This is a genomic window from Bacillus sp. FSL K6-6540, from assembly GCF_038007545.1.
Genome location: NZ_JBBOXH010000001.1, coordinates 6,507,295 through 6,523,365, shown reverse-complemented (window position 1 = coordinate 6,523,365; position 16,071 = coordinate 6,507,295). Strand labels below are relative to the sequence as shown.

The following is a 16,071-nucleotide window of genomic DNA, read 5'->3' as shown; positions in this document are numbered from 1 at the left end:
GGCTCAATCAGAGCCTTTTTTTAATTGCAGCATCGTATTTCGGGATGGCCGGTGAAGGATTTTTGCATGCTTTACCGCCATGATCTTTTGTCGGCAGACGTGATAGGACGCAATTCAGAGATGTCCATTTTCGCATAATGTGTAATATTTGGTGTTTCATCTGTTGGAAGATTGAACATACTGGATATAGGCTAAATGCTATGCAAGATGGACAAAGACTGTGAAACGCCACAGTTTTTTACAGCGGAAGGTGTACAATAAGCCGGGGACTTATTCCCTGGTTTAGCTGGCAATGGCATTTATTGCAGCCCGCAATCAGAGAGAAAAAGGCTTGAAATGGCGCTACCCTTGTGATAAAGTGTTTTAGGTAGGCCTAAATTCGCGTGTTTTATGAATGGATCGTTGTTACAGCTTTTGGAACAACGGTTTTATTCATCTCGCAGAAATAACCGGGTTTCGATGAGAACAAGGTTGTTTCTACTAGGATCAATATCGATTCTTCTGACAAAGAAGGACGTCTTCGGGAGGTGCACATCATGCGGGTAATTATCACTTTGGCTTGTACAAGCTGCAAACAAAGAAACTACACAACCACCAAAAACAAGCGAAATCACCCCGACCGCATGGAGATGAAGAAATTTTGCAAGTTCTGTAACGAGCAAACTCCTCATCGCGAAACCAGATAGTTTTCTTTTGGAGGTGTAGTCGGCGTGAAACGTGGTTTCAAGTCTCTGTTTTCCTTTTTCTCTGAAAGCTGGGCGGAACTTAAAAAAGTTCGCTGGCCCAATCGTAAAGAACTGACGAACTATACTCTCATTGTTCTAGGCACCATTGTGTTTGTCACGATTTATTTTTGGGTTGTAGACATCGGTATTTCCGCTGTGATCGAAGCGATAATTTAGAAGGGTCCCAGGTGGCTTGATATGGAAAAAAGATGGTACGTAGTTCATACCTATTCTGGGTATGAGAATAAAGTCAAAGCCAATTTGGAAAAACGTGTCGAGTCCATGGGCATGGAGGACAAAATATTCCGCGTTCTTGTTCCGATGGAAGAAGAAATCGTAAACAAAGACGGCAAGAAAAAAACCGTCATGCGTAAAGTTTACCCGGGATATGTCTTGGTCGAAATGATTCAGACCGATGATTCTTGGTATGTTGTCCGCAATACGCCAGGAGTGACCGGTTTTGTTGGTTCGACAGGGTCCGGTTCTAAACCGACGCCTTTGCTTCCGGAAGAAGTGGAACAGATTCTGAAGCATATGGGCATGGAAGAGCCGAAACCGAAGATCGAATTCGACATCAAGGAATCCGTTCGTATCAAGGTTGGTCCTTTTGCGAATTTTGTGGGCTCCGTGGAAGAGATTTTGGCTGAAAAGAGCAAGTTGAAAGTTCACGTCAACATGTTTGGACGGGAAACCCCGCTGGAGTTGGATTATACTCAAGTGGAGAAGATCTGATTCTTCAGGTTTCTTGTGGGAGGGCGTAAATACGCGTCCGTCTACCACTATTGATGCAAGGAGGTGTCAACCATGGCTAAAAAAGTTATCAAAATTGTGAAACTGCAAATTCCTGCAGGTAAAGCGAATCCGGCTCCTCCAGTAGGTCCTGCATTGGGTCAAGCGGGTGTCAACATCATGGCATTCTGTAAAGAATTCAACGCACGTACTGCTGATCAAGCTGGTCTGATCATTCCGGTTGAAATTTCGGTGTTTGAAGATCGTTCCTTTACGTTCATCACGAAAACTCCACCGGCTGCTGTTCTGCTTCGTGTGGCTGCTAAGATCGAAAAAGGATCCGGCGAGCCTAACAAGAAGAAAGTGGCTACCGTTAAGCGTGACGCTGTTCGTCAAATCGCTGAGCAAAAAATGCCTGACCTGAACGCTGCATCTGTTGAAGCTGCAATGAAGATGGTAGAAGGTACTGCCCGTAGTATGGGTATCACAATCGAAGACTAATCGTCTTTCGGTTGAAACCGGACGAGGTCCGGATTATGTGGGAGGAATTTCCGCTAACACCACAAAGGAGGAAAACAAACATGGCTAAACACGGTAAGAAATACGTTGAAGCTGCCAAGCTGATTGACAGCGAAGCAACTTATGAGCCTTTGGAAGCTGTAGAGCTTGTGAAGAAGGCTGCAACTGCCAAATTCGACGAAACTGTTGAAGCGGCTGTACGTTTGGGCGTAGACCCACGTAAACAAGACCAGGCTGTTCGTGGTGTTGTTGTCTTGCCTCACGGCACAGGTAAAACACAACGCGTTCTGGTATTTGCAAAAGGTGAAAAAGCGAAAGAGGCTGAAGCGGCTGGCGCTGATTTTGTTGGCGATCAAGACATGATCAACAAAATTCAACAAGGCTGGTTCGAGTTTGATGTCTGCGTAGCTACACCTGATATGATGAGTGAAGTCGGTAAACTTGGCCGTCTGCTCGGTGGTAAAGGCCTGATGCCTAACCCTAAAGCTGGTACGGTTACATTCGATGTTGCAAAGGCTGTTCAAGAAATCAAAGCCGGTAAAATCGAGTACCGTCTGGACAAAGCAGGTCAAATTCACGCGCCAATCGGTAAAGTGTCTTTCGATGCAGCTCAATTGAATGAGAACCTCAAAGCTCTCATCGATGCATTGAATCGTGCGAAACCAGCTGCTGCTAAAGGTGTTTACCTGAAAGGTATCGCTGTTTCCTCGACGATGGGACCAAGCGCTCGCGTGAACACAACCGTTTACAGATAATATTACCATTGACTTTGGTCAATGAAGTTTGATATTATGTAACAGTTGTGAGTCTTCGAGACTGACCCTTAAAGTTGAATATGCTTACCGTAGACAGTAGGTGCCCTAAGCAGGCTTAATTTCCTACCGAGGTGTTATGATAGAACGTCAACAATTTGTCCGGTTACACCGGCCAAATGATGATTCATCAGGCCTTCGTGATTCTACGGAGGCTTTTTTAGTGCCCGTAGGAAGAGCGGAGAGCTTGGTGCTCTTACGCTACTAATACAACCAGGAGGTGTAATCATTGGCAAACGCAAAAGTGATTCAAGCGAAACAAGAAGCGGTTGATGTCGTTGCTGCTAAGCTGCGCGAGAGCGTATCTACAGTAGTTGCTGACTATCGCGGACTGAACGTTGCGCAAGTAACTGAACTTCGTAAGCAGCTTCGCGAAGCTGGCGTCGAGTTCCAAGTACTGAAAAACACGCTGCTTCGCCGCGCAACTGCGGCAGCAGAGCTGACTGATCTGGACGAAGTCCTGACTGGTCCTACAGCTGTTGCTTTTGGTACCAATGACGCTGTCGCTCCAGCAAAAATCCTCAACGATTTTGCTAAGAAAAACGACGCGTTGAAATTGAAAGGCGGCGTAGTAGAAGGCCGTGTAATCGGAGAGAGCGAAATCAAAGCTCTGGCAGAACTTCCGTCCCGCGAAGGTCTCCTCTCCATGCTCCTCAGCGTGCTTCAAGCTCCAGTGCGCAACTTCGCGCTTGCAGTTAAAGCCGTTGCTGAGAAGGAAGAACAAGGCGCATAAGCCTTGTCTTGCTGAAGCTGTGTAACAACAACTATCAAATCTTAATAATAAATGGAGGTTCAACTTAAATGAGCAAAGAGCAAATCTTGGAAGCAATTAAAGGTATGTCTGTTCTGGAACTGAACGATCTCGTAAAAGCAATCGAAGAAGAATTTGGTGTAACTGCTGCAGCTCCAGTAGCTGTTGTAGGTGGCGCTGGTGCAGCTGCTGAAGCAGAGCAATCCGAATTCGACGTAATCCTGACAAGCGCAGGCGCGTCCAAAATCAACGTAATCAAAGTGGTTCGCGAAATCACAGGTCTTGGCTTGAAAGAAGCAAAAGAACTGGTTGACAACGCTCCAAAACCATTGAAAGAAAAAGTAGCTAAAGAAGAAGCTGAAGCTGTTAAAGCTAAATTGGAAGAAGCAGGCGCATCCGTAGAAGTGAAGTAATTACTTCTCTAGATGAATGTCAGCAAGAAACAAACCCCTTGAATATTTGTTCAAGGGGTTTGTTATTGTGGCGGGGAGTTCGATAGGTACTGATTCTCCGCGGGAAAGGTTATACTGGGATAATGGAGCGCTTAAGGCCGGTATGCCTTAGGCGGGCAGAATTTGATTCAAGACGGAGGAAATGATGCCGAATCAACATTATTACTCAAACCAGCCGGAGATTGCTCATGATCGTAAGGAGCTAAAGACGGAACTTCGGGGGCAGTCATTTAGTTTGGTCAGCGACGCCGGCGTGTTCTCCAAGGGCGGCGTGGATTATGGCAGCAAGGTGTTAATAGACGCCATGGATTTCGGGCAGGATGCCCAAGTGCTGGATGTAGGGTGCGGGTACGGCCCGATCGGCCTAACGGCGGCAAGAATGGCCTCGCAAGGCCATGTGACGATGATCGACATCAATAGCCGGGCTGTCGAATTGGCCAAAGAGAATGCGAAGCGCAACGGTATAATCAACGTTACGATCTTAGAAAGCGACTTGTTTGAGGCGGTGAAGGATCAGCAATTTGATGTGGTTCTGACCAATCCGCCGATTCGTGCGGGAAAAGAAACGGTGCATGCCATATTCGAGGAATCGTGGAAACATCTGCGCGAGAATGGACAGTTGTGGGTTGTGATTCAGAAGAAGCAGGGTGCGCCTTCGGCAAAAGCGAAGCTGGAGAGTTTATTTGAACAGGTTGAGGAAGTAACGAAGGATAAAGGGTACCGAATATTCAAAGCGACGAAATCTTCTTAAAATAGTTCGACTAGGCTGTTGACTTGGGTATGCTGGTATGGTATTATTATAAAATGTCAGTATTAGGATGGTCTCTTTGTCTTTAGTTGGCTGAAATGTCAAGACTTATTATGCGGAAATACGCATAAAGTCGATCATATTGACGTATAATATGTACATTTTGGGCAAATCTACAGGATATGAGATGATTATCATAACCATGGATAAGCTGCTCTTTTTTCGAAAAGGTATTCGATAAGGGCTTTTCTCTATTTATGGGAGTGTCCTCTGTATGTTCCATTATAGTGTTACAAACAGAGGTTCGCAATGAAATTTTTAAAGTGAGTAGACATGAGGGGTGAGTTTAAGTTGGCAGGACATCTTGTTCAATATGGTCGACGCACTCGGCGAAGTTATGCTCGTATTAACGAGGTACTCGAAGTTCCGAACCTGATTGAAATCCAACAAAAATCTTATGAATGGTTTTTGGAGGAAGGACTCCGCGAAATGTTCCAGGACATCTCGCCGATTCAGGATTTCACAGGCAATTTGGTGCTAGAGTTCATTGACTACAGCCTTGGAGAACCGAAATACACCGTCGATGACGCGAAAGAACGCGACGTTACTTATGCGGCGCCGCTCCGCGTGAAAGTCCGGCTCATTAACAAGGAGACCGGCGAGGTCAAGGAGCAGGAAGTGTTCATGGGAGACTTCCCGTTAATGACGGAAACCGGAACATTCATTATCAATGGTGCCGAACGGGTTATTGTCAGCCAGTTGGTTCGCTCTCCCAGCGTCTATTTCAGCACGAAAGTGGATAAAAACGGTAAGACGACGTACACTGCAACAGTTATCCCTAACCGCGGCGCTTGGCTGGAACTGGAGATGGACGCGAAGGACATTATTTATGTCCGGATCGACCGCACCCGTAAAATCCCTGTAACGGTGCTTTTACGTGCACTTGGTTTTGGCACAGATGCCGAGATTTTGGATCTTCTGGGCAATGATGAATATATTCAAAATACGCTGGATAAAGACAACACGGACTCCACGGAAAAAGCGCTCATTGAAATCTATGAACGCCTTCGTCCGGGCGAGCCGCCAACACTGGAGAATGCGAAGAGCCTTCTCGTTGCCCGTTTCTTCGATCCGAAGCGTTATGATTTGGCTAACGTTGGTCGTTACAAGATCAACAAGAAGCTTCATATTAAGAACCGTCTCTTTAATCAACGTTTGGCAGAAAGTTTGATAGACATCGATACGGGTGAGATCGTGGCGGAAGCCGGTCAAACCGTAGATCGTCGTCTTTTGGACGAGATTATGCCTTACCTTGAGAAGAGCGTAGGCTTCAAGAATTATCATGTTGCCGGCGGCGTGATGGACAGCGAGGATATCCCGCTGCAAACGATCGACGTATTCTCTCCGATCGAGGACGGAAAAGTCGTGAAAGTCATCGCGAACGCAAACATCGATAAATCCGTGAAGCATATTACGCAGGCGGATATCATCTCCTCCATCAGCTACTTCATCAACCTGCTGCATGGAATCGGCAATACGGATGATATCGATCACCTGGGTAACCGTCGTCTGCGTTCCGTGGGCGAATTGCTCCAGAATCAGTTCCGTATCGGTTTGTCCCGGATGGAGCGCGTTGTTCGTGAGAGAATGTCGATCCAGGATGCGAACGTGATTACGCCGCAGGCGCTCATCAACATCCGTCCTGTTATCGCATCGATCAAAGAGTTCTTCGGCAGCTCCCAGTTGTCCCAGTTCATGGATCAGACGAACCCGCTAGCGGAACTGACGCACAAACGTCGTCTGTCTGCACTCGGACCGGGCGGTTTGACGCGTGAGCGCGCAGGCTTTGAAGTGCGGGACGTTCACCACAGTCACTATGGCCGTATGTGTCCGATCGAGACGCCGGAGGGACCGAACATCGGTCTGATCAACTCCTTGTCCACGTTTGCGCGCATCAACGAGTATGGCTTCATCGAAGCTCCGTACCGTTGGGTGGATCCGAAGACCGGTAAAGTCACGGACCAAATCGATTACCTGACTGCAGACGAAGAGGATAACTACATCGTTGCCCAGGCAAACGCCGAACTCAACGAAGACGGTACCTTCGCTGACGAAATGGTAATCGTCCGTTATAACAAGCAATCCGACAACATCCTTCCAATGCCGAGCGACCGTGTAGACTACATGGACGTATCGCCTAAGCAGGTCGTGTCGGTAGCGACGGCGCTCATTCCGTTCCTCGAGAACGATGACTCCAACCGCGCGCTGATGGGATCGAACATGCAGCGGCAGGCTGTTCCGCTTCTTATTCCTAAGGCTCCGCTCGTCGGAACCGGGATGGAGCATAAGTCTGCGAAAGACTCCGGTGTATGTATTGTATCCAAATACGACGGGATTATTGAACGTTCATCCGCCAACGAAATCTGGCTCCGCCGCGTGGAAAATATCGACGGACAAGAAGTCAAAGGCGATATTGTTAAATATAAATTACACAAATTTATGCGTTCGAACCAAGGAACATGCATCAATCAGCGTCCAATCGTCAAGCGCGGCGATGTGATCAAAAAAGGTGACATCCTGGCTGACGGACCATCCACCGAGATGGGCGAATTGGCACTGGGCCGCAACGTCGTTGTTGCGTTCATGACTTGGGAAGGCTACAACTACGAGGATGCGATTCTTCTCTCCGAGAAGCTGGTCAAAGAGGACGTGTACACTTCGATCCATATCGAGGAGTACGAATCCGAGGCACGTGACACGAAGCTTGGTCCGGAGGAAATCACGCGCGATATTCCTAACGTAGGGGAAGAAGCGCTCAAGAACCTTGACGAGCGCGGAATCATCCGCATCGGTGCCGAAATCAGCGCTGGCGACATTCTCGTTGGTAAGGTAACGCCTAAAGGCGTAACCGAGCTGACGGCAGAGGAGCGTCTCTTGCATGCGATCTTCGGTGAGAAGGCTCGCGAAGTGCGCGATACCTCGCTGCGCGTTCCTCACGGTAGTGACGGAATCATCGTGGACGTGAAGGTGTTTACGCGTGAGAACGGCGACGAGTTGCCGCCGGGCGTCAACCAATTGGTTCGCGTCTACATCGCACAGAAACGCAAAATCTCCGAAGGCGACAAAATGGCCGGACGTCACGGTAACAAAGGTGTCGTTGCCCGTATTCTGCCTGAAGAAGACATGCCGTTCCTGCCGGATGGCACGCCGGTTCAAGTTGTGTTGAACCCTCTGGGGGTTCCATCACGGATGAACATTGGTCAGGTGCTTGAGGTTCACTTGGGTATGGCTGCGCTCCAGCTCGGCATTCACGTGGCTTCACCGGTATTCGACGGTGCAAGCGAGTATGACGTGTTTGATACGATGGAAGAAGCAGGCATGCAGCGCAATGGTAAGACCGTGTTGTACGACGGACGGACGGGCGAACGTTTTGAACGTGAAGTTACCGTCGGCGTCATGCACATGATCAAGCTCGCGCACATGGTTGATGATAAAATTCACGCCCGTTCCACGGGACCATACTCCCTCGTTACGCAGCAGCCGCTGGGTGGTAAAGCCCAGTTCGGCGGACAGCGCTTCGGTGAGATGGAAGTATGGGCGCTTGAAGCTTACGGTGCTGCCTATACGCTGCAAGAAATTCTTACCGTCAAGTCCGATGACGTGGTCGGCCGGGTGAAAACCTACGAATCGATCGTCAAAGGCGAGAACGTTCCGGAACCGGGTGTTCCTGAATCGTTCAAGGTATTGATTAAAGAGCTTCAGTCTCTCGGTATGGACGTTAAAATCCTGAGCGAGAACGAAGAGGAAATCGAGATGAAAGAACTCGATGACGAAGACGATGCTCAAGGTGATAAACTGAGCCTTAACTTGGAAGGCGCTGAAGTCGGAGTGGAATAACGGTCAATCATTCACCCCCGTCGGCTGATTAGTCGGCGGTGGTGTTATGGTCGTACAGCACATAAATAGGACTAGGTTGAGGAGGGTTGCTCCTTGTTGGACGTTAACAATTTTGAGTACATGAAAATCGGTCTTGCTTCACCGGAAAAAATCCGTTCTTGGTCTCGCGGAGAGGTGAAGAAGCCGGAAACGATTAACTACCGTACATTGAAGCCGGAGAAAGAAGGCCTCTTCTGCGAGCGTATTTTCGGTCCTCAGAAGGACTGGGAATGTCATTGCGGTAAGTATAAGCGTGTCCGTTATAAAGGAGTAGTCTGCGATCGCTGTGGCGTTGAAGTTACGCGCGCCAAGGTCCGCCGCGAACGGATGGGCCATATTGAGCTCGCAGCTCCTGTATCGCACATTTGGTATTTCAAAGGCATTCCAAGCCGCATGGGTTTGGCTCTGGATATGTCCCCAAGATCTCTTGAGGAGATCATTTACTTCGCATCTTATGTTGTAACCGATCCAGGAGATACGCCGCTGGAGAAGAAGCAATTGCTGTCCGAGAAGGAATACCGCAGCTACCGTGAGAAGTACGGCTACGGCTTCCAAGCCGGCATGGGTGCTGAAGCGGTCAAGAAACTTCTTCAAGACATTGATATTGAGAAAGAGCTTGAATTCCTTAAGGAAGAACTTCGCACTGCACAAGGTCAGCGCCGCAACCGGGCGATCAAACGCCTGGAAGTGATTGAGGCGTTCCGCAACTCCGGCAACAATCCGGAATGGATGATCATGGATGTGCTGCCGGTCATTCCGCCGGAGCTTCGTCCGATGGTTCAACTTGATGGCGGACGCTTTGCGACTTCCGACTTGAACGATCTGTACCGCCGTGTTATTAACCGGAACAACCGTCTGAAAAGACTGCTGGATCTCGGCGCGCCGGATATCATTGTTCAAAACGAGAAGCGCATGCTGCAGGAAGCTGTCGATGCACTGATCGACAACGGCCGCCGCGGCCGTCCGGTAACAGGTCCGGGTAACCGTCCGCTTAAATCCCTCAGCCACATGCTGAAGGGTAAACAAGGGCGTTTCCGTCAGAACTTGCTCGGTAAACGGGTTGACTACTCTGGTCGTTCCGTTATCGTCGTAGGTCCTTACCTGAAAATGTACCAATGCGGTCTGCCTAAGAAAATGGCGCTCGAGCTCTTCAAGCCGTTCGTAATGAAAGAACTGGTCAACAAAGGCCTGGCACATAATATCAAGAGTGCGAAACGCAAAGTAGAACGTGTAAGTCCAGAAGTATGGGATGTGCTCGAGGAAGTCATTAAAGAGCATCCGGTTCTTCTGAACCGTGCACCGACGCTTCACAGACTCGGTATTCAAGCATTTGAGCCGATTCTGGTTGAGGGCCATGCGATCCGTCTTCACCCGCTCGTATGTACGGCGTATAACGCTGACTTTGACGGTGACCAAATGGCGGTTCACGTTCCTTTGTCCGCTGAGGCTCAAGCTGAAGCGCGTCTGTTGATGCTGGCATCGGGCAACATTTTGAACCCGAAAGACGGTAAGCCGGTTGTTACGCCGTCTCAGGATATGGTACTGGGTTCCTTCTATCTGACAATGGATAACAAGGAAGAGAAAGGTACCGGCATGATTCTGGGCAGCGTGAACGAAGCGGTTTCCGCTTATCAGCGTGAAGCAGCCGGTCTGCATGCACGCGTAGCGATTCCGGTTAAAGCCCTTGGCAAAACCAGCTTCACCGACAAACAGCAGGATGCGATTTTGATTACGACGATCGGCCGGATTATCTTTAACGAGATTTTCCCTGCCAGCTTCCCATACATCAATGAAGCGACTCGTACGAACCTGCTGCAAGGCACGCCTGAGAAGTATTTCGTATACGAGAAGGGCGCGGATATTCAGAAGGTGATTCAGGAACTGCCGGTCAGCGGAGCCGTTGGCAAGGAATACCTGGGTTCCATCATTGCGCGCTGTTTCGAAACGTACCATACAACGGAAACCTCTGTGATTTTGGATAAAATCAAGCAGATCGGTTTCACATACTCTACCCGTGCAGGCGTAACCGTTGCGGTATCAGACGTTATCGTACCTGACGAGAAGAATGAAATCCTGAAAGAGTCCGACGAGAAGGTTAAAGTGGTAACGAACCAATATCGCCGCGGCTTGATTACGAACGAAGAACGTTATGACCGCGTTATCGACATCTGGTCCAAGACCAAAGACGATATTACGGATGTACTCATGAAGTCGATGGATCGCTTTAACTCCATCATGCTCATGGTGGATTCCAAGGCGCGGGGTAACAAATCGCAGATCACCCAGCTCGGTGGCATGCGGGGTCTGATGGCGAACCCGTCGGGCCGTATCATCGAACTCCCGATCAAATCGAACTTCCGTGAAGGACTGACGGTACTCGAGTACTTCCTGTCCACGCACGGTGCGCGTAAAGGTCTTGCCGATACAGCGCTTCGTACCGCTGACTCCGGTTACTTGACTCGTCGACTTGTCGACGTGGCCCAGGATGTCATCGTTCGCGAAGACGAGTGCAGCACGGATAAAGGCTTTACCGTTAGCCGTATTCAGGACGGTAAAGAAGTTATCGAGGATCTCTACGACCGTATTGAGGGACGTTATGCATTTGAGACCGTTCGTCATCCGGAAACGAAAGAGATCATCGTTAATCGTAACGAATTGATTGATTCCGACAAAGCTGAGGAAATCGTGGCAGCTGGAGTTGAGAAGCTTCAAATTCGTTCCATCTTGAGCTGCCGTGCACGTTATGGCGTCTGCAAAAAATGTTACGGCCGTAACCTGGCTACTGGTAAGCATGTTGAGATTGGTGAAGCGGTTGGTATTATCGCAGCTCAATCCATCGGCGAACCGGGAACACAGCTCACGATGCGTACGTTCCACACAGGCGGTGTTGCCGGTGATGATATTACACAAGGTCTTCCGCGTATCCAGGAGCTCTTTGAAGCCCGTAATCCTAAAGGTCAAGCGACCATTAGTGAGATCGACGGCGTAGTTAAGGAGATCCGTGAAACGAAAGATCGTCGTGAAATCGAAATTCAAGGTGAAGCTGAAACCAAAGTTTACGCGGTTACCTATGGCTCCCGTCTGCGCGTAAGCGAAGGCAAGCATATTGAAGCCGGGGATGAACTGACCGATGGTTCCATTGATCCGAAGGAAATGCTTCGCATCAAAGGTATCCGTGGCGTGCAGAACTACATCCTTCAGGAAGTTCAACGCGTATACCGTAACCAAGGCGTAGAAATTAACGATAAACACGTTGAAGTTATGATCAGACAGATGCTGCGTAAATTCCGTATCGTTGATGCGGGAGATACGAACCTGCTGCCAGGCTCCTTCGTGGATATGCATGAATACGAGACAGCGAATAAAGACGCTATTCTTTCCGGGAAAGAACCAGCGGTTGCAAAACCGGTTCTTCTCGGGATTACAAAAGCTTCCCTCGAAACCGATTCGTTCTTGTCAGCGGCCTCCTTCCAGGAGACAACTCGCGTGTTGACCGACGCTGCCATTAAAGGTAAAGTCGATCAGCTGCTTGGTCTGAAAGAGAATGTTATCATTGGTAAACTGATCCCTGCAGGTACCGGTATGAACCGTTATCGCAGCGTGAAGTTCGCGGGACAAAATGATGTGAATGACGAAAGTCAGGAACTCGAAACAGCTTCTATAGATTAAGAAACAGTCAGGTGATGAGGAGATTTCCGTGTCTTAAGATGCGGAAGCCCTCCTCGTCCCAAAGTTTCTTTTTTTCTGATTTAATAGCTTGACATCGATTAGGGCAGATGCTAATATAGCAAAGGTGCGTGAATAGTTTCTTTGTTCCCTGTTCTTTTGGAGGAATGACTTGTGTCTAATGATAAAGGATTACAGGATGCACACATCAAGATTGGCACCAAACAAACGATGAAGGCCGTTGAATCCGGTTTGGCTACAGAGGTTTATGTGGCTGAAGATTGCGACCAGCGTTTGATTTCAAAAGTCGTATCCGAGTGTGATAAGAATGGCGTGCATATCAACTATGTACCCACGATGATAGAGCTTGGAGAAGCATGCGGTATTGAAGTTGGTGCAGCTATGGTAGCTGTCTTGAAATCATGATTTGAGAAATCGTTTTTGTTGGAGAAGACGTTACTTCTTTCGGCAAAAACTTTTCATTTGTTCTTTTATGAACCGCCTGGGTCTGTGGACTTAAACGGGGTTTGTAATTGAATGATAAATACGGGAAGGGGGTGGCTAGCATGCCAACAATTAACCAACTGGTTCGCAAGGGCCGTCAAGCTAAAGTTTACAAATCGAAATCTCCAGCTCTTCAAAAAGGTTTTAACGCTTTGAAACGTGAGGAGACCGACTTGAGCGCTCCGCAAAAACGCGGTGTATGCACTCGTGTAGGCACAATGACGCCGAAAAAACCGAACTCCGCACTTCGTAAGTATGCTCGTGTTCGCTTGACGAACCGCATTGAGGTGACGGCTTACATTCCGGGTATCGGACATAACTTGCAAGAGCACAGTGTTGTATTGGTTCGCGGTGGACGGGTAAAAGACCTTCCGGGTGTACGTTACCATATCGTTCGCGGCGCACTTGATACCGCTGGTGTAAACAACCGGATGCAAGCTCGTTCCAAATACGGCACGAAGCGTCCTAAAGCAAAAAGCTAATTGATGCTCATGTTTTCGTAACATGACTCATGACTGAAGAAAGGGGGATATCCATGCCACGCAAAGGTCCAGTAACTAAAAGAGACGTGCTGCCAGATCCGGTGTATAACAGCAAACTGGTAACTCGTCTGATCAACCGCATCATGTTGGATGGTAAAAGAGGTGTTGCTCAAAGCATCCTTTACAATTCGTTCAACATCATCAAGGAACGTACTGGTAATGATCCGATGGAAGTGTTTGAAGCAGCTATCAAGAACATCATGCCAGTATTGGAAGTTAAAGCTCGTCGTGTCGGCGGTGCTAACTACCAGGTTCCGATCGAAGTTAAACCAGAGAGACGTACATCCCTTGGATTACGTTGGCTCGTAAACTACTCCCGCAACCGCGGTGAGAAGACGATGGAAGAGCGTTTGGCGGCTGAGATCATCGACGCTTCCAACAACACAGGCGCTTCCGTTAAGAAACGTGAAGACACGCACAAAATGGCTGAAGCGAACAAAGCGTTTGCTCACTACCGTTGGTAGGATTCAGCAACTAATTTATACTTCAAATTTTGAAGGGAGACTATTCGCATGGCGACAAGAGAGTTCTCCTTGAAAAATACACGTAATATCGGGATCATGGCGCATATTGACGCTGGTAAAACGACCACTACAGAGCGGATTTTGTTCTATACAGGCCGTACGCACAAAATCGGGGAAGTTCACGAGGGTGCAGCTACAATGGACTGGATGGAACAGGAGCAGGAGCGCGGTATCACGATTACGTCCGCTGCGACTACCGCTTCTTGGAAGGGTCATCGCGTTAATATTATCGACACCCCGGGGCACGTTGACTTCACAGTAGAAGTTGAACGTTCCCTTCGTGTATTGGATGGGGCAGTAGGTGTATTCAGTGCGAAAGAGGGCGTTGAACCTCAGTCGGAGACTGTTTGGAGACAAGCAGACCGTTACGGAGTTCCGCGGATCGCATACGTAAACAAAATGGATATTATCGGTGCCGACTACTTGAACGTAGTTAAAGATATGAGAGAGCGCCTGCAGGCGAATGCGGTAGCAATTCAGCTTCCGATCGGTGCAGAGAACGATTTCGTTGGCATCATCGATATTATCGAGGAAAAAGCTTATATGTATAAGGATGACCTCGGTCAAAATATCGAAGAAACCGAAATTCCAGCAGAATTCAAGGATCAAGTGGAAGAGCTTCGCAACGAGTTGGTTGAGAAGGTAGCAGAACTTGACGAAGACTTGACAATGAAATATCTTGAAGGTGAAGAAATCACCATCGCTGAGTTGAAAGCTGCTCTGCGTAAAGGTGTTGTCGAAGTTAAGATCTTCCCGGTTATCTGTGGATCTTCTTACCGTAACAAAGGCGTTCAGTTGATGCTTGATGCCGTAATCGATTATTTGCCGGCTCCAACTGACGTTCCAGACATCAAGGGTACTCTTGAAGACGGAACTGAAGCTATTCGGCATTCTTCCGATGAAGAGCCGTTCTCGGCTTTGGCATTCAAAATTGCAACCGACCCTTACGTTGGTAAGCTGACATTCTTCCGCGTATACTCCGGCGTACTGCAATCCGGTTCTTACGTACTGAATGCAACAAAAGGCAAGCGTGAGCGCATTGGTCGTATCCTTCAAATGCATGCGAACAGCCGTCAAGAAATTTCCGAAGTATTCGCCGGAGATATCGCAGCTGCCGTAGGTTTGAAAGATACGGGCACAGGTGATACACTATGTGATGAGAAAAACCCGGTTATCCTGGAGTCCATGAACTTCCCTGACCCGGTTATCGAAATCGCAGTTGAGCCTAAAACAAAAGCTGACCAAGATAAAATGGGCGTGGCTCTCGGTAAGTTGACGGAAGAGGATCCAACTCTTCGCGCGCATACCGATGAAGAAACTGGCCAAACGATCTTGGCAGGTATGGGTGAGCTTCACTTGGACATCATCATCGACCGTATGCGTCGTGAGTTCAAGGTAGAAACCAACGTGGGTAAACCACAGGTAGCTTACCGCGAAACATTCCGTGCGCCAGCTCGCGTTGAAGGTAAATTCGTTCGTCAGTCCGGTGGTCGTGGTCAATACGGTCACGTATGGGTTGAGTTCGAACCTCTGGAACCTGGTAGCGGTAACCAATTCGACAGCAAGGTTGTCGGTGGTTCTGTACCAAGAGAATATATTGGTCCTGCACAACAAGGTATCGAAGAGCAAATGAAGAACGGTGTACTTGCCGGCTTCCCGCTTGTTGACGTTAAAGCAACCATCGTTGACGGTTCGTACCATGATGTTGACTCCAATGAAATGGCGTTTAAAATCGCTGGTTCCATGGCTCTGAAAGCAGCTAAAGACAAGTGTAAGCCTGTCCTGCTCGAGCCAATCATGAAAGTTGAAGTTACCGTGCCTGAGGAATACATGGGCGACGTAATGGGTATGCTGAACTCCCGCCGTGGACGTATCGAAGGTATGGACTCCCGTGGCGGTACTCAAATTATCCGTGCGAAAGTGCCTCTTTCCGAAATGTTCGGTTACTCCACAACCCTTCGCTCCGGTACACAAGGACGCGGCGTGTTCTCCATGGAACTCTCCCACTACGAAGAAGTTCCTAAGAATATCTCCGATGAAATTGTGTCCAAGATCAAAGGCGGAGAATAATAACGTTTTACCTGCTGGATAGGAGGCGGGACCAAACATCCCGTTAACTCCGCTTCCGGCCCAACATATATAATCCCCTTAAGGAGGAATTGT

At 48.6% G+C, this 16,071-nt stretch carries 14 protein-coding genes and 1 other annotated feature; all 14 genes read left to right on the top strand.

Annotated features, from left to right (window positions below; genetic code table 11):
• Positions 1–536 precede the first annotated feature (536 nt).
• Positions 537–686 carry a 50S ribosomal protein L33 gene (rpmG, locus tag MHH82_RS29530; RefSeq protein WP_006212941.1) on the top strand — a complete coding sequence of 50 codons (150 nt, stop codon included), beginning with the start codon at positions 537–539 and terminating at the stop codon, positions 684–686.
• 24 nt (positions 687–710) lie between these two features.
• Positions 711–902, top strand: coding sequence for a preprotein translocase subunit SecE (secE, locus tag MHH82_RS29525; RefSeq protein ID WP_006212940.1), 192 nt, complete (start codon positions 711–713; stop codon positions 900–902).
• Between the two features lie 21 nt (positions 903–923).
• Positions 924–1,457 carry a transcription termination/antitermination protein NusG gene (gene nusG, locus MHH82_RS29520; RefSeq protein ID WP_006212939.1) on the top strand — a complete coding sequence of 178 codons (534 nt, stop codon included), beginning with the start codon at positions 924–926 and terminating at the stop codon, positions 1,455–1,457.
• A 72-nt stretch (positions 1,458–1,529) separates the two neighbouring features.
• Positions 1,530–1,955 (top strand): 50S ribosomal protein L11, encoded by a 426-nt coding sequence (gene rplK, locus MHH82_RS29515; RefSeq protein ID WP_006212938.1) that lies wholly within the window; start codon positions 1,530–1,532, stop codon positions 1,953–1,955.
• 80 nt (positions 1,956–2,035) lie between these two features.
• Positions 2,036–2,728 carry a 50S ribosomal protein L1 gene (gene rplA, locus MHH82_RS29510; RefSeq protein WP_009591966.1) on the top strand — a complete coding sequence of 231 codons (693 nt, stop codon included), beginning with the start codon at positions 2,036–2,038 and terminating at the stop codon, positions 2,726–2,728.
• Between the two features lie 69 nt (positions 2,729–2,797).
• Positions 2,798–2,956, top strand: a sequence feature (ribosomal protein L10 leader region).
• Between the two features lie 58 nt (positions 2,957–3,014).
• The gene (gene rplJ, locus MHH82_RS29505) at positions 3,015–3,518 is read left to right on the top strand and encodes a 50S ribosomal protein L10 (RefSeq protein ID WP_009591975.1); all 504 of its coding nucleotides are present in this window, start codon (positions 3,015–3,017) and stop codon (positions 3,516–3,518) included.
• Positions 3,519–3,586: 68 nt separating this feature from the next.
• Entirely contained in the window at positions 3,587–3,949 is a 363-nt protein-coding gene (rplL, locus tag MHH82_RS29500) for a 50S ribosomal protein L7/L12 (protein ID WP_009591984.1), read from the top strand.
• Positions 3,950–4,133: 184 nt separating this feature from the next.
• Positions 4,134–4,739 carry a class I SAM-dependent methyltransferase gene (locus MHH82_RS29495; RefSeq protein ID WP_036662750.1) on the top strand — a complete coding sequence of 202 codons (606 nt, stop codon included), beginning with the start codon at positions 4,134–4,136 and terminating at the stop codon, positions 4,737–4,739.
• Between the two features lie 348 nt (positions 4,740–5,087).
• Positions 5,088–8,633, top strand: a complete 3,546-nt coding sequence (gene rpoB, locus MHH82_RS29490) for a DNA-directed RNA polymerase subunit beta (RefSeq protein WP_036662748.1) — start codon at positions 5,088–5,090, stop codon at positions 8,631–8,633.
• A gap of 93 nt (positions 8,634–8,726) precedes the next feature.
• Positions 8,727–12,341 (top strand): DNA-directed RNA polymerase subunit beta', encoded by a 3,615-nt coding sequence (gene rpoC, locus MHH82_RS29485; RefSeq protein ID WP_015737627.1) that lies wholly within the window; start codon positions 8,727–8,729, stop codon positions 12,339–12,341.
• A gap of 171 nt (positions 12,342–12,512) precedes the next feature.
• Positions 12,513–12,764: a ribosomal L7Ae/L30e/S12e/Gadd45 family protein gene (locus MHH82_RS29480; RefSeq protein WP_015737626.1), complete on the top strand. Its 252-nt coding sequence runs from the start codon at positions 12,513–12,515 to the stop codon at positions 12,762–12,764.
• A 140-nt stretch (positions 12,765–12,904) separates the two neighbouring features.
• Entirely contained in the window at positions 12,905–13,324 is a 420-nt protein-coding gene (rpsL, locus tag MHH82_RS29475) for a 30S ribosomal protein S12 (RefSeq protein WP_006212930.1), read from the top strand.
• 53 nt (positions 13,325–13,377) lie between these two features.
• Positions 13,378–13,848 carry a 30S ribosomal protein S7 gene (gene rpsG / locus MHH82_RS29470; RefSeq protein ID WP_006212929.1) on the top strand — a complete coding sequence of 157 codons (471 nt, stop codon included), beginning with the start codon at positions 13,378–13,380 and terminating at the stop codon, positions 13,846–13,848.
• A 48-nt stretch (positions 13,849–13,896) separates the two neighbouring features.
• On the top strand, positions 13,897–15,978 hold the full coding sequence (gene fusA, locus MHH82_RS29465) for an elongation factor G (protein WP_015737625.1): 2,082 nt from the start codon (positions 13,897–13,899) through the stop codon (positions 15,976–15,978).
• The last annotated feature ends 93 nt before the right edge of the window (positions 15,979–16,071 follow it).